Origin of the sequence: Endozoicomonas sp. 8E, assembly GCF_032883915.1 — a bacterium.
In the GTDB taxonomy this organism is placed as follows: domain Bacteria; phylum Pseudomonadota; class Gammaproteobacteria; order Pseudomonadales; family Endozoicomonadaceae; genus Endozoicomonas_A.
Genome location: NZ_CP120717.1, coordinates 3,229,420 through 3,253,438, shown reverse-complemented (window position 1 = coordinate 3,253,438; position 24,019 = coordinate 3,229,420). Strand labels below are relative to the sequence as shown.

16 protein-coding genes and 1 pseudogene are annotated in these 24,019 nt (G+C 47.3%); 13 read left to right on the top strand and 4 right to left on the bottom strand.

What is annotated here, in order from left to right:
• Nucleotides 1–62: 62 nt before the first annotated feature.
• From P6910_RS26790 to P6910_RS10560, 10 genes and pseudogenes are all read left to right on the top strand, one after another.
• Nucleotides 63–173: pseudogene (locus P6910_RS26790) on the top strand (IS607 family transposase); the annotation flags it as partial.
• An 11-nt stretch (nt 174–184) separates the two neighbouring features.
• A complete protein-coding gene (locus P6910_RS10600) occupies nt 185–1,327 on the top strand; it encodes an RNA-guided endonuclease TnpB family protein (RefSeq protein WP_317146228.1) in 1,143 nt (380 codons plus the stop codon).
• 311 nt (nt 1,328–1,638) lie between these two features.
• Nucleotides 1,639–3,171: a hypothetical protein gene (locus tag P6910_RS10595; RefSeq protein WP_317146227.1), complete on the top strand. Its 1,533-nt coding sequence runs from the start codon at nt 1,639–1,641 to the stop codon at nt 3,169–3,171.
• A 233-nt stretch (nt 3,172–3,404) separates the two neighbouring features.
• On the top strand, nt 3,405–4,892 hold the full coding sequence (locus tag P6910_RS10590) for a hypothetical protein (protein ID WP_317146226.1): 1,488 nt from the start codon (nt 3,405–3,407) through the stop codon (nt 4,890–4,892).
• Nucleotides 4,893–4,981: 89 nt separating this feature from the next.
• A complete protein-coding gene (locus P6910_RS10585) occupies nt 4,982–6,835 on the top strand; it encodes a hypothetical protein (protein ID WP_317146225.1) in 1,854 nt (617 codons plus the stop codon).
• An 88-nt stretch (nt 6,836–6,923) separates the two neighbouring features.
• Complete coding sequence (locus P6910_RS10580; protein ID WP_317146224.1) at nt 6,924–8,432, top strand: hypothetical protein; 1,509 nt, start codon at nt 6,924–6,926, stop codon at nt 8,430–8,432.
• A gap of 80 nt (nt 8,433–8,512) precedes the next feature.
• Nucleotides 8,513–10,006 carry a hypothetical protein gene (locus P6910_RS10575; RefSeq protein ID WP_317146223.1) on the top strand — a complete coding sequence of 498 codons (1,494 nt, stop codon included), beginning with the start codon at nt 8,513–8,515 and terminating at the stop codon, nt 10,004–10,006.
• A 95-nt stretch (nt 10,007–10,101) separates the two neighbouring features.
• A complete protein-coding gene (locus P6910_RS10570; protein ID WP_317146222.1) occupies nt 10,102–11,664 on the top strand; it encodes a hypothetical protein in 1,563 nt (520 codons plus the stop codon).
• Nucleotides 11,665–11,867: 203 nt separating this feature from the next.
• Nucleotides 11,868–13,385 carry a hypothetical protein gene (locus P6910_RS10565; protein ID WP_317146221.1) on the top strand — a complete coding sequence of 506 codons (1,518 nt, stop codon included), beginning with the start codon at nt 11,868–11,870 and terminating at the stop codon, nt 13,383–13,385.
• 380 nt (nt 13,386–13,765) lie between these two features.
• The gene (locus P6910_RS10560; protein ID WP_317146220.1) at nt 13,766–15,325 is read left to right on the top strand and encodes a hypothetical protein; all 1,560 of its coding nucleotides are present in this window, start codon (nt 13,766–13,768) and stop codon (nt 15,323–15,325) included.
• Nucleotides 15,326–15,489: 164 nt separating this feature from the next.
• Here the strand turns inward: P6910_RS10560 and P6910_RS10555 are convergent, their stop codons facing one another.
• Together P6910_RS10555 and P6910_RS10550 are read right to left on the bottom strand one after the other, a co-directional pair.
• Nucleotides 15,490–16,086, bottom strand: a complete 597-nt coding sequence (locus P6910_RS10555; protein WP_317146219.1) for a hypothetical protein — start codon at nt 16,084–16,086, stop codon at nt 15,490–15,492.
• Nucleotides 16,087–16,376: 290 nt separating this feature from the next.
• Nucleotides 16,377–16,559 carry a hypothetical protein gene (locus P6910_RS10550; RefSeq protein WP_317146218.1) on the bottom strand — a complete coding sequence of 61 codons (183 nt, stop codon included), beginning with the start codon at nt 16,557–16,559 and terminating at the stop codon, nt 16,377–16,379.
• A gap of 230 nt (nt 16,560–16,789) precedes the next feature.
• Between P6910_RS10550 and P6910_RS10545 the strand changes: the two genes are divergently transcribed.
• Nucleotides 16,790–18,070, top strand: a complete 1,281-nt coding sequence (locus P6910_RS10545; protein WP_317146217.1) for a hypothetical protein — start codon at nt 16,790–16,792, stop codon at nt 18,068–18,070.
• 367 nt (nt 18,071–18,437) lie between these two features.
• Here P6910_RS10545 and P6910_RS10540 read toward each other — a convergent pair whose 3' ends face one another.
• Nucleotides 18,438–18,710, bottom strand: a complete 273-nt coding sequence (locus P6910_RS10540) for a hypothetical protein (protein ID WP_317146216.1) — start codon at nt 18,708–18,710, stop codon at nt 18,438–18,440.
• 230 nt (nt 18,711–18,940) lie between these two features.
• Between P6910_RS10540 and P6910_RS10535 the strand changes: the two genes are divergently transcribed.
• Nucleotides 18,941–20,218 carry a hypothetical protein gene (locus P6910_RS10535; RefSeq protein ID WP_317146215.1) on the top strand — a complete coding sequence of 426 codons (1,278 nt, stop codon included), beginning with the start codon at nt 18,941–18,943 and terminating at the stop codon, nt 20,216–20,218.
• Nucleotides 20,219–20,495: 277 nt separating this feature from the next.
• A complete protein-coding gene (locus tag P6910_RS10530) occupies nt 20,496–22,283 on the top strand; it encodes a hypothetical protein (protein ID WP_317146214.1) in 1,788 nt (595 codons plus the stop codon).
• Between the two features lie 249 nt (nt 22,284–22,532).
• On the opposite strand, the gene cysG is transcribed toward P6910_RS10530, so the two are convergent.
• A complete protein-coding gene (gene cysG, locus P6910_RS10525; protein WP_317146213.1) occupies nt 22,533–23,921 on the bottom strand; it encodes a siroheme synthase CysG in 1,389 nt (462 codons plus the stop codon).
• Between the last annotated feature and the right edge of the window lie 98 nt (nt 23,922–24,019).

Below are 24,019 nucleotides of genomic sequence, written 5' to 3'. Positions count from 1 at the left end.
ACTACGACGTGTCTGAATTGATGGGCTAAAGTAACGAAGCTGCGCCTACGCTTTGCTATTGCAGAGTATCCGGTCACGACCAAAAGCCAGACTTAGACAGGCAGCAAGAGTTACTGGAAGCCTACTGTTCTATAGAAGGTTGGCGAACTCAGGTTATACGAAAAAATGCTTGAGACTTTGCGAGATGTTGTTAGCTCACAAGATTGAACTCAGACCGACAAAACAACAAGCCGATTATCTTGATAGGGCTTGTGGTTCTCGTCGTCATGCGTTCAATCAACTGTTAGCACATTTCAATAAAGAAGGCGTTAAATGGTCAAAGAAGGCTGCGAATGAAAAATACCAGGAACTCAGGCTTGAGTTTCCCTGGTATGCCGAAGTCAGCCAACGTGTCACCAGGAACACAATCGACGATCTTCATGACGCCTTTACTCACTTCTTTCGTCGGGTGAAGAAAGGAGAAAAAGCAGGTTATCCAAGGTTCAAGAAGCGAGGACTACACGACAGTTTTTCTCTCAGAGAAAAACCCAAGTTCGATGTTGATGACAGAACACTTCGCATTGAGAAACTGAAAACCCGCATCAAGATGCGCCAAGAGCTGAGATTCACAGGAACACCCTGTCAGGTGACGATCAGTAAGCGAGCCGGAAAGTATTTCGCTTCTATTTTGGTAGACACTCAGGATTACGACCCAAAAGCACAAAGCAATGAGTCTGTAGGCGTTGATTTTGGCATCAAGGATTTAGCTATTTGTTCGAATGGCAAAACCTTTGCTGCTAATCAGAAACTGAAAGGCTCTCTGAAACGCCTTAACAGAAAACAGAGGGCGTTAAGCCGCAAAACAAAGGGAAGCAACCGCTATGTGAAAGCCAAGCGAGCGGTTGCCAAACTGCATTACCGGATAAGTAACCAGCGATCAGCCGTACTACATGAGGTAAGTGATTATCTGACGTCAAGATTCAAAATAATCACCCTCGAAAATCTGAATGTCAAAGGCATGGTAAAAAACCGCAAACTGGCAAGAGCAATCAGTGACGCAGGTTTCGGTAAGCTGAGAGAACTTGTTGAATACAAGGCAGAGCTGAGAGGATGCCAGGTTGTGATTGCAGATCGGTTCTTTCCAAGTTCAAAAAAGTGTGCGGTTCACACTTGCGACTACATAAATGACAATCTCACTCTGTCTGATCGTGAGTGGCGGTGTCCAAAATGTAAAACCCTGCATGACAGAGATTACAGTGCAAGTTTGAACCTTGATAATTATGGTCGAGACACGTTGCAGCTCGACGGGGTCGCCCAGACCCTAAACCCTACGCAAGAGTGGAGTTAGACACGATTCGTCGTGCATCCATGCCGACGGCGTAGATAAGTCTACATAATTACAGATTATGTTAGATTTTTAGTAGCGGTTGAATCTGTAACCTCAGATAATTCATCCTTTTGACGCAATCATTCCCCGCAAAACAGCATTACAGAACCCTGGTTCCCATGCTTTCAGGTCCTGTGGTCCGACACTTGGGAACCGATACGTTCTTGCAAATTTTTTCATGATCGAATTACATGAGATCGCATAATATTAATGGATAGGTATAAATTCAGAGTCTAGGCTTCCTTGTTTTAGGATTTCCGGAAGTTTTTAAAGTGATTCATAATTTAATCCGATTAATCGCTCCTGTGTTTCTTATAAAGGCTCTGAGTCTCCACGCCCAAACGACAACTCAATCGACTGCATTCGAAGCTCCTTCTCCTTCATCTCCCCCTCCAACGATGTCCTGCAACGCTCTTTCAGGGCGGACGCCAGGGGTTCAGAGTCGGCTAAACCAGTATAAAAGCCATGTTCGCGGTCGACAGTGCATTGTTCTCAGTGCCGACCGTACAGTGGATACCGATCAGCTGATCAATCAAATTCCTGAAAACACCGTGATACTGCTCTCCTCCAATACTGCCCCCGCAGTGAAGACGCCTTCTCCATCAGGTTACCCTGTCTCGGGCAAAGTCCCGGTTGAGTACCTTATTGGCGGTGAAATACGTTTAAAAAACGGTCAAGACATTCTCGGGGCAGCTGATGATGGCCATGAAATCGTCATCAGGGACCGGCCGGGATTTGTAGATAAACATTTTGTTAAGGTCGGAACCACTGACAATTTCCAGTTTGACGAAACCAAAGACAGTCATATCAGACACCTTAGCTTCCAGCCCAGTCGGGAAAATGGCTCCCCCGCAATTGACTCCATTGTTTTTGCAGAGTGCTATAACCGGAAACTCATTTTAAAAGACAACGTATTTCACCTTCCTCTCCAGGCTTCACTTGTCCTTGATTGTAATAAATCTCTGGATGCATCAGACAATGTCAACCGCCAGGGGCCGGGCCTGCTGTTCGCCGAAAACACAGTCATAGGTACAAGCTTCAAAAAGCTCAACAAAACCCTTGTTCCCGAAAAAGGAATATCTATTAATCTACCTGCCATCAGAAATCAGCAAGAGGCATTAACTGTTAGCGGGAACAGAATTCGGGGCAAAATGGCAGAAGCGGGTGAATTTAAGCTTGGCTCCGGAAGCGGTATAAACATTTTCAAAAACACGGTTGATATTAGCAATTACGGCAGCATTGGTCGCCCCGCTTTCCTCAAAGGTGGTTTTGCTCTTTTAGGTCATGCCAATAGTGGTGCAAAAACGCCTCTCTTTAATGTGGTTGGCAATAAGATCCGGGTGACAGCAACAGCTATAACTATCGGGGGACTGATTGAACTGTCTATGTCTTGCAACCACCTGCAAGCCTTCAATGCATGGTGGCAATTTCAACCGCAATACAACTTGAAGGCACTCCCGGCAACATTTGGTGATATTGGAAGACAGTGTGAAAACGTTGTGAGTTTTAACGATGTTATACCAACCCCACGTGAAAACATCCGGGCTGCAAATACCTGGACGGCCACACATTATTCCTCTGATACGGCTTGTTCCGGTTTGGTCAACTTTGAAGGCCAGCTCTTCTTTGACACAGGTAACTGCCAGTCCTTCGCTCCATCCTTTATTTCCAGTACCCGCACAACTGACAGCACCACTACAACTGAGAGTATCTGCATGAACTACAGAAGATTACCAGATCACACCGTCAAATTTTTTGGTCTGTGTTTTCTCATGACCCTCATGGGTCTGTTTTGTGTGATGTGAGCTAATTCATCCTTCCAGTTCAGGCAGGCTGTTAAAAAACCTGGTTCCTTTTCAAGCTTTGGGCCCAGAGTTGAAACCCAATAGCCTGTCTCAAGTTATCGAGACCGGTTTTCGGGTTACATGCTTTCCCGGGCATTGCATGGAAACGAGTTGTACTTTCTCAACACAGGTCAATGGATAAGTATAAATACAGCGTCTAGGCTTCTTATCGACCTTCCCAAGGAATCCTGAAAATGATTAAGTTGCAGCGTTATATAGCTCGGTTAATCGTTACTTTATTTCTGATACAGGCCTTGAGCCTGAACGCCCGGACGACTCAGTCTCCAACCACAACATCCTTGCCGTCAACATTGTGCGACAATCTTACAGGGCAAACAGCGGGGGTTCAGCAACGGCTGAACCAGTATAATGATCTTTTTCGTGGACGACAGTGCATTGTCCTCAGTGCCGATCCGATAGAGGATACCGCTGAGCTGATTAATCGAACTCCTGAAAACACCGTGATACTGCTCTCCTCCAACATTATCCATGGAGCGACGTCTACTCCCTCCGTTACCCCTGCGACAACTAAAAAACCGGTTAACTACTTCATTGACAGTCACATATTTATAAAAGGTGGTATGGATATTATCGGGGCTGCTGATGACGGTTTTGAAATCGTTATTTCGCTTTGGCCAAGTTTTGATCAACATTATATGGTCAGGATGGGTTACCATTTCGATTTTCAGTTTGGAGAAACAAGAGACAGTCATATAAAACACGTTACGTTCCAACCCATTCTACCTGACAACAGTTCACCCATTCACACAATTATCTTCGCTGAGTGCACTAACCGCCGACTGTTTGTGGACAACAACGTATTTTATCTCCCAAACTGGATTGGAGTCAGACTTGATTGCAGAGAACCTCTGGATGCAGCTGCCAATAATTTGCGTCCGGGCCCTGGCCTGCAGTTCATCAATAACACGGTACTGGCCGACTCAATCAACTCGAACGGCGACGTGCATATCCCTGTGTATGCGTTATATATCTTTCTTCCTGAAATCGAGAACCAGTCCCGGAGGGTCTTTGTTATTGAGAACACATTCCAGGGCAAGATGGGAGATGTGGGTCATTTTGACCTTGGACCCGGAAGCAGTATGGACATCTTCAGAAATAGTGTCGACATTGACAACTATGGCATGACACTGCAACAAATGCATGGAACAATAGTACGAAAAGGTGGTTTCATTCTTGTCGGTCATAGTGAACCCGCTAAAGAACCACCTCTCTACAATCTGGCAGGCAACCAGATTCACGTAACAGGTACCGCTATAAATGTCGAGGCACTAATTGAACTGGCCCTGGCTTGTAACCAGCTGCGGGCATTCAAACTGTGGCGACAAACCAAACGGGAACACCGCTTCAAAGCCGCTGATCCATTGCCACTGGCAGGTGAGTGCGAAAAACCTGTGAATTCGACCGCAGCCATGGCAACGACCCGTCCACCCGGACTCTGTCAGATTGTGAATACCTGGACCGCCGATATTAATTCCACAGCGACTGCTTTAAGTGGACTGTCCAACGTCGAGGGTCAGTTCAACTTTGACCCGGTAGTCTGCGTGACAGTCAATGCGTCTTCTGTTTCTATTACCACTCCAGTTACCACTTCATCAGTTGCTACAAACACGATAACCGGTTTGAGCGTCATGACTTTTCTGGCCCTTCTGCTGAACCTGTAAACTAAATCTCCTCCTCCTTAAAGAGACTGATGGCTAATTGTAAATGCAACGTCTAGGCTTCCTATCTAGATTTATCGGTAGTCCTGAATATGAACAAGTTACAGTATTATTTAGCCCGTTTTATCGTTCCTGTATTCCTTTTACAGGCTCTGAATCCGGAAGCTCAGGTGACTCAGCCACCACTTCCAACAGATTGGTGCGACTCTCTTTCAAAACAACCGACGGGGGTTCGTCAGCGGCTTGACCAGTACAGTGAACTTGTTCGTGGACGAAAGTGTGTTGTTCTCAGTTCAGACCCAAGGATGGATAGCGCTCAGCTGATCAATCGAATTCCTGAAAATACTGTGATACTGCTCTCGTCCCATACGACGATTCGACCCATTATCCACCCAACAGGTGACACCCCGATTGACTACTTTATTAATAGTGAAATCGTTTTGAAGGACGGGCAGGACATTATTGGCGCAGCTGATGACGGTTTTCAAATCGTGATTAAGCTTAAGCCAAGTTATAAAGAGAAATTTATGATCAGGGTTGGAACCCGTGACAACTTCCAGTTTGAAAAAACAAAAAGCAGTCATATAAGGCACGTTACTTTCGTGCCAAAAGGCCCCAGGTACCGTAGTCCAGTTAACGCAATTGTTTTAGCAGAGTGCTATAACCGAAAACTGATTATGGAAAACAACGAGTTCCTTCTTCCTTATTGGACGGCGATTAATCTTGATTGCAAAAAACCTCTGGATGCATCCGCCAATGTTAATCAACCGGGCCCGGGCCTGCTGTTCGCTAATAATTTGATCCTTGGTGCTGGTATCAGAACGCTGTTCGGCCTCTTTTTTGCCGAAGAAGGGATACACATTAACCTTCCAGCCATCCAGAATCAGTCACAGAGACTCGCGGTTATTGGCAACAGATTCTTGGGCAGAATGGCAGAAGCCGGTGAATTTATTCTTGGGCCCGGTGCCCGTTTGGATGTCTTTAGAAACAGAGTCGCCATTTCTAATATCGGTATCACACTGCGCAGCGCCCGTGGTCAACAACAATCACTGCAGGGAGGCTTTGCTCTCATAGGCCACAAAGACAGCGACTCTGAACCTCCTGTCTATAATCTGGCAGGCAATCAGATCCGGGCTACAGCAGCCGCTATAACCGTCAGTGGTCCCCTTAAACTGGCCCTGGCTTGCAATCACCTGCAGGCTGTCAGTCCCTGGCTACAACTTCAACCAACAATCAGCCTGAAATCTGCTAACCCGTTACCACTGGGAAATGAGTGCGGAAGAGTGATGAGTTCATCCATTGTCATACCTACACCTGACTCAACCATTGACATGCCAACTCTATACTCAACCGTTGACATACCAACCCTGAATTCAACCGTTTCCACACAAGCTCCAAAATCAACCGCTGGCCTGTCAACTACAGACTCTACCTCTGTCATGCCAGGTCTGGAATCAACCACTGGCCTATCAACTCCAGACTCTACCTCTGTCATGCCGGGTCTGGAATCAACCGCTGGCCTGTCAACTCCAAACTCTACCTCTGTCATGCCAGGTCTGGAATCAACCGTTGGTATGCCAACTCCAAACTCAACCTTTGACAGACCAACTCCTTACTCAACCCTTGTCATGCCAACACCCAATTCCTATACAATCAACCAGATCAGGAACACCTGGACCGCCATCAATGGTTCCACTGCCAACGCCTGCAGCGGATTGCTCAACTTCGAAGGTCAGTTCTTCTTTGACAAAGAAGTCTGCCAGACAGTTAATATGATGACCCACGCTTTTTTTATTACCGATACGACAGCCATTAACAGCAGGACCCATGATACCGTCAAGACTTTCATTACCCCTGTAATCCCCACTTCGTCAGCGGTTACAAATCTGGTGACTACTTCTGCCCTGGGAGTCATAGTCACTCTGGCCATATTGTTATCTCTATGACCTGAGCTTATTCATCCCCACGCAAGCATGGCAAACGGTTTTGATTAATAGATGAGTAAAATTGCAGCGTCCAAGAGTATGACCCAGCATGATCAAACTGCAACATTATCTGGCCCGGTTGATTGCTCCTTTATTTCTGTTACAGGCTCTGAACCAGGAGGTTCCGGGCGCTCACCGCAATAATAAACTTGACCCGACCGAATGCAAGTCTGTTGCATTGCCACTTATGAATCACACGATGGGGGTTAGGCAACGAGCGACCCAATACAGCAAACTGATTCGCGGACGGCATTGCACTGTTTTCAGTGCTAACCCTGCAGAAGATTTAAGTGAGTTGATAAAACAGCTTCCGGATAACAGAGTTATACTGCTCTCCTCGCACACGATTTTCCCAACCACTCCCTCCTTGACAGGAAAAACCCGGATTCACTATTACATTAAGAATGAAATAGTTTTGAAGAATGGTCAGTTCATTCTTGGGGCTGCTGATGATGGTTTTGAAATCGTTATTTCGCTTTGGGGACGTTTTCGGGATAAAAATATGGTCAGGGTTGGAACCGCTGACAATTTCCATTTTGGCAGAACCAGTGACAATCGTCTAAGTCATCTGACTTTCCTTCCGACCGGACCTTTGGACCAGCACCCCGTTAACACCATTGTTTTCGCAGAGTGCTATAACCGGAGACTGATTGTAGAAGACAACCTATTTCATCTTCCTAACTGGTCTGCGGTTGACCTTGATTGCAGAAATATTCTGGATGCGTCTGTCAATGTCTGGAATCAGGGCCCTGGCTTGCTGTTCACCAATAACACGGTTATCGGTAAGATCATCAGTACGAAAGACTACACAATCACCATTCCCAGAGAGGGGGTATTTATCAGTCTTCCTGCCATCAGGAATCAGTCAAAGAGAGTCGCGCTTATCGGGAACACAATCAGGGGCGTAATGGCAGATGCAGGTCAGTTTGAACTTGGACCCGGAAACAGTATGGATGTTTTCAGAAACAGGGTCGACATTATCAATGCTGGCCCCACTCTTCTCGACACTACTGGCCTGCGAAAAACACGAAGAAGTGGTTTCGTTCTCAAAGGTCATTCAGAAAGTGATGCAGAACGTCCACTCTACAATTTGGCAGGCAACCAGATCCGGGTAACAGGGAGAGCCCTGACTGTCATTCCACCCCTTGAACTGGCTCTGGCTTGTAACCACCTGCAGGGATACAGCCCGTGGCTACAACTATACAAAGAATTCACCCTGAAAGCCGCTGATCCATTTCCCCTTGCAGGTGAGTGCAAAAAATTCGTGAGTTCAACCTTTGTTATGTCAACACCCGCTTCCGGTTCCTATACAATCAGCCAGATCGAGAATAGCTGGACGGCCATCAATAACTGCTCGATCAACGCCTTGAGTGGACTGACCAACGTTGAAGGAAAGTTCTTCTTTGGCCCGGAAGACTGTCTGAAAGCGACTACACTATCTCCAGGCAATAACAACAGGCCTGCCGGTAACATAGGCTCCGATTCATCAACGGCTACAACCTCAGTAACAACGGGTTTGGTTGTCATAACAGCCCTGGCGCTATTGTTGAATCTGTAACCGAACCCATCCCTTCGGCTTAAAGGCCAGAGGGATGAAGCGTCCGGGCATCCTGTCGATTCTTCCAAAAGGTTCTGAACATGATTAAGTTGCAGCATTATACGGCCTGGTTAATCGCCCCTGTATTCCTCTTTCATACTCTGAGTTTAAAGGCCCAGACAACGACTCAATCTTCAGCCACAACAAGCCTTCCAACAGCGTGCAACTCTCTTAGAGGACAGACGACGGGGGTTAGTCAACGACTAAACCAGTACAGTAAACTTGTTAGCGGACGACAATGCATTGTTCTCACTGCCAACCCTGCAGATGATTTAAGTGAGCTGATAAAACAGATTCCCGAGAACACCGTTATACTACTCTCTTCCAATACCACTGCCCCAACTGTCACCCCAGCGACAGGTATAATACCGGTTAAGTACTTTATTGGCAGAGAGATAGTTTTAAAGGACGGTCACGACATTCTCGGGGCTGCTGATGACGGTTTTATAATCGTCATTACGTTTCACTCATATTATCAAAAGAAAGAGATGATCAGGGCTGGAACCACTGACAACTTTCAGTTTGAAAAAACAAGAGACAGTCATATAAGACACATTACTTTCCTGTCTACTGGACCTAAACACCACAGGCCGGTCAACACCATTATTTTCGCAGAGTGCTATAACCGAAGATTAATTGTAAAAGACAACTTTTTCTTTCTTCCCAAATCGGCCGCAGTTTACATTGATTGCAAAGAACCTCTGAATGCATCGGCCAATGCCACACGTCCCGGCCCGGGTCTGCTGTTCGCCAATAACACGCTCAGAGTTGACACCGTCAGTGCGATGCACCATGGAACTATTCCCGATGGAGGGGTCTATATTAACCTTCCCAACATCATGAACCATTCGAAGAGGGTCGCAGTTATTGGGAACCTGTTCGTGGGCAAAATGGCATATGCAGGTGAGTTTAATCTTGGACCCGGAGCCAGTATGGATGTTTTCAGAAATAGAGCCGTGATTTACATTGCCGAAGGACAACCCCAACGAGGTTTTGTTCTTACAGGTTATGCTAATACCGACGCAGAACGTCCTCTCTTTAATCTGGCCGGCAATCAGATCTATGTAACAGGGACGGCTATAACCGTCAGCACACCCCTTACACTGGCTCTGGCTTGTAACCAGCTGCAGGCAGTCAACCCATGGCGACAACTTCAACCACAATTCATCCTGAAAGCTGCAGATCCATTACCACTGGCAGCTGAGTGCGAAACCTTCGTCAGTTCAACCGTTTTATTGCCCACTCCAGGTTCTGCAGCTGTCACGGCCACACTCATTCTGTTTTCAAACGGCCATGTCATGAATACCTGGGCGGCTATAAATAACTCCCCGGCGACTGCCTGCAGCGGACTGATCAACTTCGAAGGTCCGTTTTTTTTTGACTCAGACATCTGCCAGACAGCAATCAGATCCCCTGCTTCTATTACCGACACAGCTTCCATTAACGCCGCGTTCCCCAGTTTTTCAGCAGGTACAACCGCAGTGACTACTGGCTTGGCTGTCATAACAACTCTGGCCATTTTATTGACTCTGTAACCCGGGCTAATTCATCCCTAAGGTTTAAAAAGGCCGTTGCAAAAATCTGGTTACCATGGGTTTTACGACACTCAAAAGCGCGGGAATAGAGTTTGATGGATAAGTACAAGTGCAGAGTCCAGGCTTCCTATCTACTTTTCCAGGGAGCCCTGACTATGAACAGGCTGCAACATTATCTGGCCTGTTTAATCACCACAGTATTCCTTTTACAGACTCTGACTGTTCAGGCTCAGAAAACTCCGCCTCCCCAGCTCCCTGCAAGGGTTTCCTGTGACTCTCTTTTGGGAAAGTCGGCAGGGGTTCAGCAACGGCTCAAACAGTACGCAAACCTTGTTCGTGGACGACAATGCATCGTTCTCAGTGCTGAACCGAAAAAGGATTTAGCTCATTTGATCAATCAGATTCCTGAAAACACTGTGATACTGCTTTCGTCCAACACTGTCCCTGACGTGACGCCTTCTTCATCCTTTTACCCTGTGACAGGTACAGTACCGGTCAAGTACTTCATTAATAGCGAAATCGTTTTGAAGGACGGGCAAGACATTATCGGGGCTGCTGATGACGGTTTTGAAATCATCATCACGCCGGTGTCAAAGTATACAAACAAATATATGGTCAGGGTCGGAGCCACTGCCAACTTCCAGTTTGGAGAAACAAGAGACAGTCATATAAGTCACATTACTTTCCTGCCAACTTATCCTGAGTACTTTCCGCCCATCGGCGCTATTGTTTTCGCCGAGTGCTACAACCGGAGGCTGATTTTAGAAAACAACCTGTTCCATCTTCCTGACTGGTCCGCCGTGGATCTTGATTGCAAACAACCTCTGGATGCGTCGGTCAATGACAGACGCCCGGGCCCGGGCCTGCTGTTCACCAACAATACGGTCATAGGCAACAAAATTAACACATGGTACCTGGACTATATCCCTGAAGAAGGGCTATTTATTCATCTTCCTGCCATCAAGAATCAGTCGATGAGAATCGCTGTTAACGGCAACACCTTCCGTGGCAGGATGGCAGACGCGGGTGAGTTTATTCTTGGACCCGGAACCAGTATGGATGTTTTCAGAAACACAATCGATATTAACAATGCCGGTACCACACATCGCGCCGCCAGAAGTCAACGACAACAAAGAGAATGTGGATTTGCTCTGGTGAGCCATATAAAAAATACCGGTTCAGAACGTCCTCTCTTTAATCTTGCAGGCAATCAGATACGGGTGACAGGGACAGCTTTAGCTGTCAGTCCACCTCTTGAACTGGCAATGGCTTGTAACCACCTGCAAGCAGTCACTCCGTGGCGACAACTTTTAAAACAATTCAGCCTGAAAGCGGTTGATCCATTACTGATAGCAGATGAATGTCTAAGACCATTGAGTCCACCCGTTGCCAGACCAGCACACACTTCATACACTAGCAGGGATGCAAATACCTGGACGGCAATCTATAACTCCACAGCGACTGCATGCACTGGACTGGTCAACTTCGAAGGTCAGTTTTTGTTTGACTCAGAAGTCTGCCAGCTGTTCAGTGCTCTCTCAGCTCCAGGTATCCGTATAGCAGTGGCCCACCATTCATCGGCGGCTGTGACCTCCATGAGAGCTGCTTTGGGTGTCATGACCACTCTGACCCTATTATTGAATCTATACCTGAAATGATACGTCCCTCCGGTTTATAGAGGCCGTGGCAAAACCCCGCATGTGAATGGCTCTGTCGTCAGAACTGCAACTTTGGCAGAAAGCCAGGGGAAGAATAGGCAGAAAAAACCACCTATTCTATAGAAACGCCCTGTTATCGTTAATGGATAAGTATTTATGAAGAGTCCAGGCTTGCCATCGACTTTTTATGAAGAGTTCTGAAAATGATTAAGTTGCAACATTATTTTGCTCGATTAATCGTCACAGTATTCCTGCTACTGGCTCTGAGTCTGCAGGCTCAGACGACCCAGACTCCAACCACAATACACCCTGCAGCGGTGGCGTGTGACTCTCTGTCAGGACAAACGACAGGGGTTCAGCAACGGCTAAATCTATACAGTAGCCTTGTCAGCGGGCGGCAATGCGTTGTTCTCAATGCCAATTCGACAAAAGATTTTGCTCAGTTGATAAACCGGCTTCCTGAAAACACCGTGATACTGCTCTCCTCAGAGGCTGTCACTAATGTAACCACACCTATACCATCCGTCACCCCTGACCCTGCATCGGGCATTACCCAGATTAACTACCCTATTGGCAGTGCAATCGTTTTGAAAGACGGTCAGAACATTCTTGGGGCCGCTAATGACGGTTTTGAAATCGTCATCAAGAATGACGCAGGTTATACAGATGAACAGATGGTCAGGGTTGGAAACCCTTATAACTTCCAGTTTGGAGAAACAGAAGACAGCCATATAAGACACGTTACTTTCCTGCCAACTGGACCTAAGCTACCCAGACCAATTAATGTGATTGTTTTAGCAGAGTGCTTTAACCGGAGACTGATTTTAGGCAACAATGTATTCCATCTTCCTTACGAGTCTGCGGTTAACCTTGAGTGTAGAGAACATCTGAATGCGGCCCAAAATGACAGTCGTCCGGGCCCGGGCCTGCTGTTCGTCAATAACACAGTTACAGGTAACACTGTCCCAACGCATATAAAAGACTTAACTCCCGAGAGAGGGATACGTATTCGACTTCCTGCCATCAAGAACCAGACACAGAGGGTCGCTGCTATAGAGAACATATTTCAAAGCACAATGGCAGGAGCGGGAGAGATAATGCTTGGAGCCGGAACCAGTATGGATGTTTTCAGAAATACGGTCAATATTTCCAATGTCGGTCTGACCTTCAAGGAACTTGCTGGTCAAGGAAAATTAATACAAGGGGGATTCATTCTGATAGGTCATACCAGTAAAATTGAAGAACCTCCTCTTTATAATTTTGCAGGCAATCAGATCCGGGTAACAGCAGCAGCTATAGTCGTTAGTGACAGCATTCAACTGGCTCTGGCCTGTAACCACCTGCAGGCTGGCAGTCCGTGGCAAAAACCTACAAATCACAGCCTGAAAGCCGTTGACCCATTAACACTGGCAGATGAGTGCGAAAGGTCCGCGAATTCAACTGTTGGCATGGCAACTGGCAGTCCACCTACACTCTGCCAAATCGTGAATACCTGGACGGCTATTAATGATTCCACAGTGACTGCTTTAACTGGACTGAGCAACGTCGAGGGTCAGTTCTACTTTGACTCAGCTGCTTGCATGGCAGACGCTCAGCCCTCTTCTTCTATTACCAATACGACTTTCACTACCAGTCCGGTTCCGACTTCATCATCAGGTACCGCCCCAGTGACCAATGGTTTGGGGGTCATAGTCACTCTGGCCATATTGTTGAAACTATAGACCTGAACTGATTCATCCTTTCGGTTTAAATCGGTTGTTGCAAAACCCTGTGTATGAATGGCTCAGGAGTCAGGGCCAACACCCTGAGTAAAAGAAACGCAAGAGAGGACAGGCAGAAAGGTCCATCTATTTTCTTGCAACACCCTAATCATATTAATGGATAAGTATAAACACAGCGTCTAGCAGCCTGTCGGACTTAAGCGCCCGTAGCGAGGATTGCGAGAAATTGAGGATAAAAATTTCTGCTTCTGAGGAGAATAGCGGGGCTATTTGACGAAGAGGCAGGAATTTTTAGACCAATTTATCGCAACCGCAGTAGGGCAGACTTAAGTCCGACAGGCTGCTAGGCTTCCAATCGACTTTTCCGGGGAGTCCTGAAAATGATTAACTTGCAGCACCATCCGTCCCTGTTCATCCCTCCTGTGTTTCTGTTACTTGCCCTGAACCTTCAGGCTCAAAACACGACTCAATCTACAATCACTGCTCAACCGACAGCCGCAGCTCAATCGTCAACTGCAGCTCCTACTACTGCACCTCTCATTCCAACAGAATTATGCAGCTCCCTCAGAGATCAAACGACGGGGGTTGAACAACGGCTAAACCACTACAGTGATCTTGTGAGCGGACGACAGTGCGTTGTTCTCACTGCCAACCCTGCAGATGATTTAAGTGAGTTGATAAAACGGATTCCTGATAACACCGTTATCTTGCTCTCCTCCAAAACGACTTCTCCAACCCTTACCCCTGTGACAGGAAAGCCCACTATTGAATATCTTATTGCCAGTGCAATAGTTTTGAAGAGCGGTCAGGACATCATCGGGGCTGCTGATGACGGTTTTGAAATTGTTATCAAGCTTCATGATAACTTTACAAACAGATATATGATCGGGGTTGGAGTTGGATACAGTCGCAAATTCAATTCTGGAGAAACAGGAGACAATCATATAAAACATATTACTTTCCGGCCAACTGCAGTTAATCCCGATACTCTGACTGACGCTATTATTCACACAAACTGCTATAACCGGACATTGTCTATAGAAAACAACGTTTTTTATCTCCCTGTCTGGGCCGCAGTTAACATTCATTGCACTGCGTATCTGGATGCATCCACCAATGATTTGCACACGGGCCCGGGCTTACGTTTCGCTAATAACAAGGTCATTGGTGATACCATCCGCACAACAAAACACAGTATGATTCCCCTGGAAGCAATATTCATTAATTTTCGCAACATCAACAACCTGTCAAACAAACTCGAAATAATTGAGAACACATTCCGGGGCAAAATCTCGGAATTGGCTCAGATTGCAATTGGGTCCGGAAGCAATATTAATATCTTCAGAAACACTGTTGTTATAGACAATAAAGGCAAGACACGTAGCGAAATTCGTACAGGAATTGAAACCCGAAGGGGGGGATTCGCTTTAAAAAGTCTTTTCCTTTTTGCCTATAGAAAAGCGCCTCTCATTAATCTGGCTGGTAACAACATCTACGTCACAACGACAGCTTTAACTATCTATGACAGGCTTGATCTGGCGCTGGCCTGTAACCACTTTATGGGAATGACTTTGTGGAAAGTAGACAACGAATACTTCCCCCTGAAAGCCGTTGATCCATTGCCACTGGCAGGTGAGTGCCAAAGCTCCGTGAGTTCAACCGTCGGCCCGGCAACGACCAGTGCACCGACACTTTGCCAGATCGTGAATACCTGGACTCCCTTCAATGATTCCAAAGCCACTGCTTTGACTGGACTGACCAACGTCGAGGGTCAGTTCTACTTTGGCTCAGCTGTTTGCATGACAGAGCCTCAGTCCTCTGCTTCTATTACCAATATGACTTTCAGTAACAGCCCGGTTTCCACTTCATCGGCGGTCAAAGCCTCAATGACCAATGGTTTGGAGTTCATAGCCACTCTGGTCATTTTGTTGAAACTATAACCTGAGCTGACTCATCCCCCCGGTTTAAAGAGGCTGTTGCAACACCCTGGATAGCAGCACTAAAGGGAGGATTGACAGAAAGATCCACGTGACGCTCCCCGCCTTATCGAGGCTGTCGCAAAACTCTAACAGCTCGTTCCCATGCTGGAACGTGGAAACCAGAGTTAGGTCGTCATTCCCGCGAAGGCGGGAATCCAGTGCCAACAGTGGGCTTCCGCCTTCTTGGGGATGACAGGGCCAGGGGGCACCGGGCAGTGTGGTTCTGGTGGTGAGTCAGTGTAGATTCCCGCCTTCGCGGGAATGACGAGAATGAAGTCGGGAATGACGAGAATGAAGTCGGGAATGACGAGAGTCAACTCGTTCCCATGCTCTGAGGTCGTCATTCCCGCGAAGGCGGGAATCCAGCGCCAACGGTGGATCTCTGCCTTCTCGGGGATGACAAGGCCAAGGGGGCATCGGGCAGTATGGTTCTGGTGGTGAGTCGTGTGGATTCCCGCCTTCGCGGGAATGACGAGAATGAAGCCGGGAATGACTGGAGTCAACTCGTTCCCATGCTCTGAGGTCGTCATTCCCGCGAAGGCGGGAATCCAGCGCCAACGGTGGATCTCTGCCTTCTCGGGGATGACAAGGCCAAGGGGGCATCGGGCAGTATGGTTCTGGTGGTGAGTCGTGTGGATTCCCGCCTTCGCGGGAATGACGAGAATGAAGCCGGGAATGACTGGAGTCAACTCGTTCCCTCGCTGGAGAGGGTTTTGCGACACCCGCCTTCGCGTGAATGACGAGAATGAAGAGTTTTGCGACAGCCTCTTAGGCGAGGGTTTACGACGATTTTGCTAATTTTCTTGCAACACCTTAATCATGTTAATGGATAAGTATAAACACAGCGTCTAGGCTTCCTATCGACTTTTCCATGGAGTCCCGAAAATGATTAAGTTGCAGCGTGATCCGGCTCTGTTTTTCGCCCCTGTATTTCTGTTACTGGCTCTGAACCTTCAGGCTCAAAACACGACTCAATCTACAACCACTGTTCAGCCGACAACCGCAGTTCAATCTACAGCCGCAGTTCAACCGACAACCACCGTTCAATCGACAGCCGCCGTTCAATCGACAGCGGCAGTTCAATCGACAGCCGCCGTTCAATCGACAGCGGCAGTTGAACAAACAGTCGCAGTTCAACCGTTCGCTGCAGTTCAACCGTTCGCTGCAGTTCAATCGACAGCTGGAGTTCAATCAACAGCCAGAGCTCAATCGACAGCTACAGCTCAATCGTCAACCGCAGCTCCTACGACTGCAGCTCCTACTACTACTGCAGCTCCCACTACTGCAGCTCTCCTACCGGAATTATGCAACTCTCTCAGAGGTCAAACGACGGGGGTTGAACAACGCCTGAATCAGTACAGTGATCTTTTTAGCGGACGACAGTGCATTGTTCTCAGTGCCGACCCTGCAGATGATTTAAGTGAGTTGATAAAACGGATTCCTGATAACACCGTTATCTTGCTTTCCTCCAAAACGACTTCTCCAACTGTTGCCCCCACAACAGGTAAGCCCACTGTTGATTATCTTATTGCCAGTCCAATAGCTTTGAAGAACGGTCAGGACATCATCGGAGCTGCTGATGACGGTTTTGAAATTGTTATCAAGCTACATCCAGGTTTTACAAACAGATACATGATCGGGGTTGGTGTTGAATACAATGGTAAATTCAATTTTAGCGAAACAATAGACAATCATATAAAACACATAACTTTCCGGCCAACTGGAGCTAATCCCGATAATCCAATCTACGCTATTTTTTACACAAAGTGTTATAACCGGACACTGGCTATAGAAAACAACGTTTTATATCTCCCTACCTGGGCTGCAGTTGACATGAGTTGCAATTCAGCTCTGGATGCATCCGCCAATGATTTGCGCAAGGGCCCGGGCTTGCGTTTCGCCAACAACAAGGTCATAGGTGAAATCATCCGCACAACACGGCACAGTATGATTGCCGAGGAAGCGATATTCATTAATCTTGGCAAGATCAATAACCAGTCAAACAAGCTCGAAATAATTGAGAATACATTCCGGGGCAAAATCTCAGAATTGGCTGAAATTTCAATTGGATCCGGAAGCAGTATCGATATCTTCAGAAACACGATTTCCATCGACAATAAAGGCACAACACGCAGTGAAATTAGAACAGGATTTGAAAACCGACGAGGGGGATTCGCTTTAAGAGGTCTTGGGTTTACCGATAGAAAAGCTCCTCTGATTAATCTGGCTGGTAATGATATCTACCTCACAACGACAGCTTTAACTATCATTAAACAGCTTGATCTGACCCTGGCCTGCAATCACTTTATGGCAGTGACTCTGTGGAATGTACGTAACGAATATTTCTCCCTGAAAGCCGTTGATCCATTACCACTGGCAGCTGAGTGCCGAAGATCCGTGAGTTCAACCGTCGGCATGGCAACGACCAGTGCACCGACACTCTGCCAGATCGTGAATAGCTGGACTCCCATCAATGATTCCAAAGCTACTGCTTTAACTGGGCTGACCAACGTCGAGGGTCAGTTCTACTTTGGTACATCACTCTGCCCGACAGCCACTCCCCCTGCTTTAATTAACACTAAATCAGCGGATTTAGACGACTCTGACTTGGTAACCACTTCATCTGCTGGTCTAACCGCCGCGACGACTGCTTTGGGTGTCATAACAACTTTTATAACAACTCTGGCTGTAATGTTGAATCTATAAGCGTAAGCTGCGTTTATCCTGATTCCTGTGCTTTCAAGTCCTGTGAGTCCCTGCGTGGGACTCCAGACATCATCTCGGCATATTTACATTCCCATCAAGAGCAAAACCGGTGATATAAAATAGCTTTGGAGTCCGTGCTGGCAGTCCGGGCAAGAGCACTGAAGAGAGAGTAGAAAGAAAAGTCCAACTATTTTCCTGAAACATCTTAATCATATTAATGGATAAGTATTAATGCAGAGTCTAGGCTTCCTATCGACTTTCCAAGGAGTCCTGAAAATGATTAAGTTGCGGCATTATTCGGCCCTGTTCATCGCTCCTGTATTTCTGTTACTGCCCCTGAACCTTCAGGCTCAAAACACGACTCAACTTACAACCGCAGTTCATCCAACAACCATGGCTCAACAGGCAGCAACAGTTCAATCGTCAACCGCAGTTCAACCGACAGCCGCAGTTCAATCGACAGCCGCAGTTCAATCGACAGCCGTAGTTCAATCGACAGCCGCAGTTCAATCGACAACCGCAGTTCAATCGACAGCGGCAGTTGAACAAACAGTCGCAGTTCAACCGTTCGCTGGAGTTCAACCGTTCGCTGGAGTTCAATCGACAGCCTCAGTTCAACCGACAGCCAGAGTTCAATCAACAGCCGCTGTTCAATCGACAGCTACAGCTCAATCGTCAACTGCAGCTCCTACGACTGCAGCTCCTGCTACTACTGCAACGCCCACTACTGCAGCTCTCCTACCGGAATTATGCAGCTCTCTCAGAGGTCAAACGACGGGAGTTGAACAACGGCTTAAACAGTACAGTGGTCTTGTTAGCAGACGACGGTGCGTTGTTCTCAGTGCCGACCCTGCAGATGATTTAAGTGAGTTGATAAAACAGATTCCTGATAACACTGTTATCTTGCTTTCCTCCAAAACAACTTCTCCAACCGTTGCCCCCGTGACAGGTAAGCCCACTGTTGAATATCTTATCGCCAATGCAATAACTTTGAAGAACGGTCAGGACATCATCGGGGCTGCTGATGACGGTTATGAAATTGTTATCAAGCTTCACCCAGGTTTTTCAGACAGAAACATGATCGAGGTTGGAGTTGAATACAATGGCGGATTCAATTTCAGCGAAGCAATAGACAATCATATAAAACACATAACTTTCCGGCCAACCGGAACTGATCCTGATAGACCAATCTACAATATTTTTTACACAAACTGTTATAACCGGACACTGGCTATAGAAAACAACGTTTTATATCTCCCTACCTTGGCCGCAGTCGACATGAGATGCGCTACACCTCTGGATGCATCCGCCAATAATTTGCAAACGGGTCCAGGCTTGCGTTTCGCCAACAACGTGGTAATAGGTGAAACCATCCGCACAACACAGCACAGCATGATTCCCTTGGCAGCAATAATCATTAATTTTGGCTACATCACTAGACAGTCAAACAAGCTCAAAATAATTGAGAACATAGTCCGGGGCAAAACCTCACAATTGGCTGAGATTCACCTTGCGTCCGAAAGCAGTATTGATATCTTCAGAAACACGGTTACCATTGATACTGAAGGCGTGACGCGTGACGAAATTGCATCAGGAATTCCAGACCGACGAGGGGGATTCGCTCTTATAGGTGATCGGTTTGGCGGTAAAGTTCCTCGCTATAAACTGGCTGGTAATTATATCTACGTCACAACGAAAGATATAAACATCTCTTTCAGCATTGAACTGGCCCTGGCCTGTAACGACTTTCTGGGAACGGCTCTGTGGAACCAATACAGCGAATATTATGCAGTGATAGCAGTTAACTCCTTACGGCTGGGAACTGAGTGCCAAAGATCCGTGAGTTCAACCGCCGGCATGACGACCAGAAGACCGACACTCAACCAGATCATGAATACCTGGACTCCCATCAATTATTCCAGAGCTTCTGTTCTATCCGGGCTGACCAATATCCAGGGTCAGCTCTACTTTGATAATGCAGCAAACTGCCCTACAGTCGCTGCCCCTGCTGTTGTTAACACCACATCAGCGGGTTTAGACGACTCTGATGTTGTGACCACTTCAACTGCCGGTTTAACCGCCACGACGACTGCTTTGGGTGTCATAACAACTTTTATAACAACTCTGGCTGTAATGTTGAATCTATAAGCGTAAGCTGCGTTTATCATGATTCCTGTGCTTTCAGGTCCTGTAAGTCCCTGCGTGGGACTCCAGACATTATCTCGGGAGATAAACATTCCCTTCAAGAGCAAAACGAGTGATATAAAATGGCTCTGGAGTCAGTGCTGGCAGTCCGGGAAAGAGCACTGAAGAGAGAGTAGAAAGAAAAGTCCAACTATTTTCCTGAAACATCTTAATCATATTAATGGATAAGTATAAATGCAGAGTCTAGGCTTCCTATCTAGGTTTATCGGGAGACCTTAACATGACCAAGCTACAGTATTATCTTGCCTGCTTAATCGCTCCTGTACTCCTGTTACAGGCTCTGATTCTGCAGGCACAAAACACAACTCAATCTCCAATTGTAACCGCTTCTGCTCCCCCCCTTCAGACTGAACTGTGCGAACAGCTTTCACCACAGACGATGGGGGTTGATGCACAACTGAACCTTTATAGCAACCTTGTTTACAATCGACAGTGCATTGTTCTCAAAGCCAACCCGACAGAGAATTTAAATAAGTTGATCGAACGGATTCCTGAGAACACTGTTATTTTGCTCTCCTCCGAAACCGCGCTTACCCCTGCTTCTGCTTCTGCTTCTGCTTCTGCTTCTACTTCTGCGACTACTTCTGCTTCTGCTACAACCACTGCCCCTGCCAATGTTACTTCCAGCTCTTCGATGAATATGACCTCTTCCTCGGTAGTTCAGTCAAATAGCACCACAGCAATGCCTTCTCCGTCAACGACGTCTGTGCCTGGTAAAACTCCCGTTGAATACTTTATAGACGGTGAAATTCGATTGAAAGACGGTCAGGACATTCTTGGGGCTGCCAATATCGATTTTGAAATCGTTATCAGGGATCGGCCAGGATTTACAGGCAGTAATATGGTTAGGATTGGAGCCCCTGATAACTTCCTGTTCGGGGAAAGAAGAGAGAGTAATATACGACACGTCACTTTCAAGCCAAGCCGAGAGAATAACCTCCCTTTAATTGACTCCATTGTTTTTGCAGAGTGTTATAACCGAAGACTGATATTAGAAGAAAACGTATTCCATCTTCCTGTTCGGGCCGCAGTTAATCTTGATTGCAAGATACCTTTGAATTTATCCGCCACTTATTGGTACCGAGGCCCAGGCCTGCAGTTTGCCAATAACACAGTCATTGGGAGAAAATACACCAGGCTTCACAACCGCATTCTTTCCAATCTTATTCCTGATCAGGGAATATTAATCAATCTTCCTGCGATTAGAAACCAGTCGAGGCTATTGGCCGTTATCGGGAACACATTCCAGGGCGATATGGCAGAGGCGGCAGAGTTCAGACTGGGTCCTAAAATCACCATGGATGTCTTCAAAAACACTGTTGACATTTCCAATGACGGTATCACACGTCTCGACCCTCTTCGCAAAGGCGGGTTTGTTCTTGTTGGAACCGCAGATAACGAAACAAGATATCCTGTTTTTTACCTGATTGGAAATCAGATCAAAACAACACAGACTGCTCTGACCATAAGTGGACGGCTCGGTATGAGCATGGTTTGTAACCACCTTCAGGCAGTCAAGCCATGGTGGCAACCTCTGGAAAGGTTCGGCCTTAAAATATTTCACATCACACTGGGTGATGCAGCAAAACAAAAACTTTGCGAAAAAGTTGTGAGTTCACCCAGTGTCTGGCCAATTCCCACTCAAACAACCATGAATATCTGGAACGCCATAAGTGGTTCTACCGCCAATGCCTGCGCCGGGCTGGTCAACTTGAAAGATCAGCTCTTCTTTGTTTCAGAAGTCTGCCAGCCAGTCAGTCCGCCCCGTGACTCCGTGGCAAGTTTCGGAGCCTTCTTCAATGCCTTCAATGTGAGTTCGGCAGGGGCCTCCAACTCATCCAGCACTGTTATGACCGCACTCCACACTTCATCGAGTACAAACATGACAGACGTACCCACTTCATCAAGTACAAACAGGACAGTCTTACCCACTTCATCAGCGGGTAAAGCTGCGTTGACGACTGCCTTGGGTATCATGACCACCCTGGCCATATTGACAACTTTGTAACCTGATGCATTCCCGCGCAGAGCGCGGGAACCCCTTTGATGAGGGGCCTATTGTTTGAAGTTATTTCTTTCAGGGATCTCATCAAAAAGCAAGGCTAGCAGCCTGTCGGACTTAAGACTGTCCTACACGGCAACTGCTCCTGCGTTGCTCTAGCTCCTGCATCCATGCAGTCGTGCGGTTGCAATAAATTGGTCTAAAAATCCCTGTTTCTTGCAATCCTCGCTACGGACGCTTAAGTCCGACAGGCTGCTAGTTAGCTTCAGGATTAAACCAATTAAGCTTGTCGTGGAGCTGCACCACATCACCAACAATTATCAGAGTGGGTGCCTTTACAGCATTCGCTTCAACAATACTGCAGATCGTCTCCAGAGTTCCGGTAAATACCCTTTGTTTCTGGGTGGTTCCCTTCTCAATCAAGGCTATGGGCGTGTCTAAACTGCGCCCATGCTTGTGTAACTCTTCACAGATTCGTGGCAGTCCCATCAGCCCCATGTAGAATACCAGAGTCTGGGAAGTGTCAACCATTTCGTGCCAGTTCAGGTTATAGCTGTCGTCTTTAAGATGACCCGTTACAAACCTTACAGACTGGGCATGATCCCTGTGGGTCAGGGGAATGCCGGCATAACTGGCACAGCCGGATGCCGCCGTAACACCCGGCACCACCTGAAAAGGAATATTCTCTTCAGCCAGAGTGTCAATCTCTTCACCTCCCCGACCAAAAATAAATGGATCTCCTCCTTTCAGACGCAACACCCGCTTACCTTCTTTTGCCAGATCCAACAGTAGCTGATTAATTTCTTCCTGGGGGCGGGTGTGTCGGTCGCGCTTCTTGCCTACGTAAATGTAATCCGCATCCCGACGACAGAGTGACAACACCTGTTCTGAAACCAGCCGGTCATGCAACACAACATCAGCCTGCTGCATCAACCTCAGTGCTTTGAATGTCAGCAAGTCCGGGTCGCCTGGCCCACCACCAACCAGATAGACTTCGCCGGTCGTCACCGGTTCGGAGCTGGCCAGCTCTTCTGCCATTAAACGTTGGGCTGCTTCAACATCGCCGGAAATGGCTTTTTCCGCAACACTCCCGGTTAACACACGCTCCCAGAAATATCTGCGATCATTGATATGGCTGAATTTCCGGGACACTTCTGCACGAAACTGCCCCGCCATTTCGGCCAGACGGCCATAGCCAGCGGGCAAGATGGATTCCAACTGTTGTCGCAGCATTCGCGCTAAAACAGGTGCTTTTCCTCCCGTTGAGAAAGCCACCATAACCGGTGAGCGATCCACAATAGAAGGCATTACGGCATTACCGGATTGAGCGTCATCGACGACATTGACAAACAGATTTTGCAGCTTTGCCTGCCGGGCCACTTCCGAGTTCACTTCAGGATCGTCGGTGGCCGCAATCACAAGACAAACGCCGGTCAAGTCAGAAGGCTCAAAGGTTTTTTGCCGGAAGTGATGGTCTCCGGCATTGATCAAAGTCATCAGGTCCGGATGAATTTCGGGCGCTACCAGTTGAATCACTGCACCCGCATCAGACAGAAGCCTTGCTTTACGCAACGCGATGTCCCCCCCTCCAACCAGCAGACAGGGACGATCACGGACTTCGAGGAATAATGGCAAATAATCCACTCGGACGACTCTCTTACAGTTATCATTATTGTATCCGGGAAACGGTTTTTCAGCGGCTTAACCTGAGACTGAACCCATTCCTCTCGTTGTCCGGCATT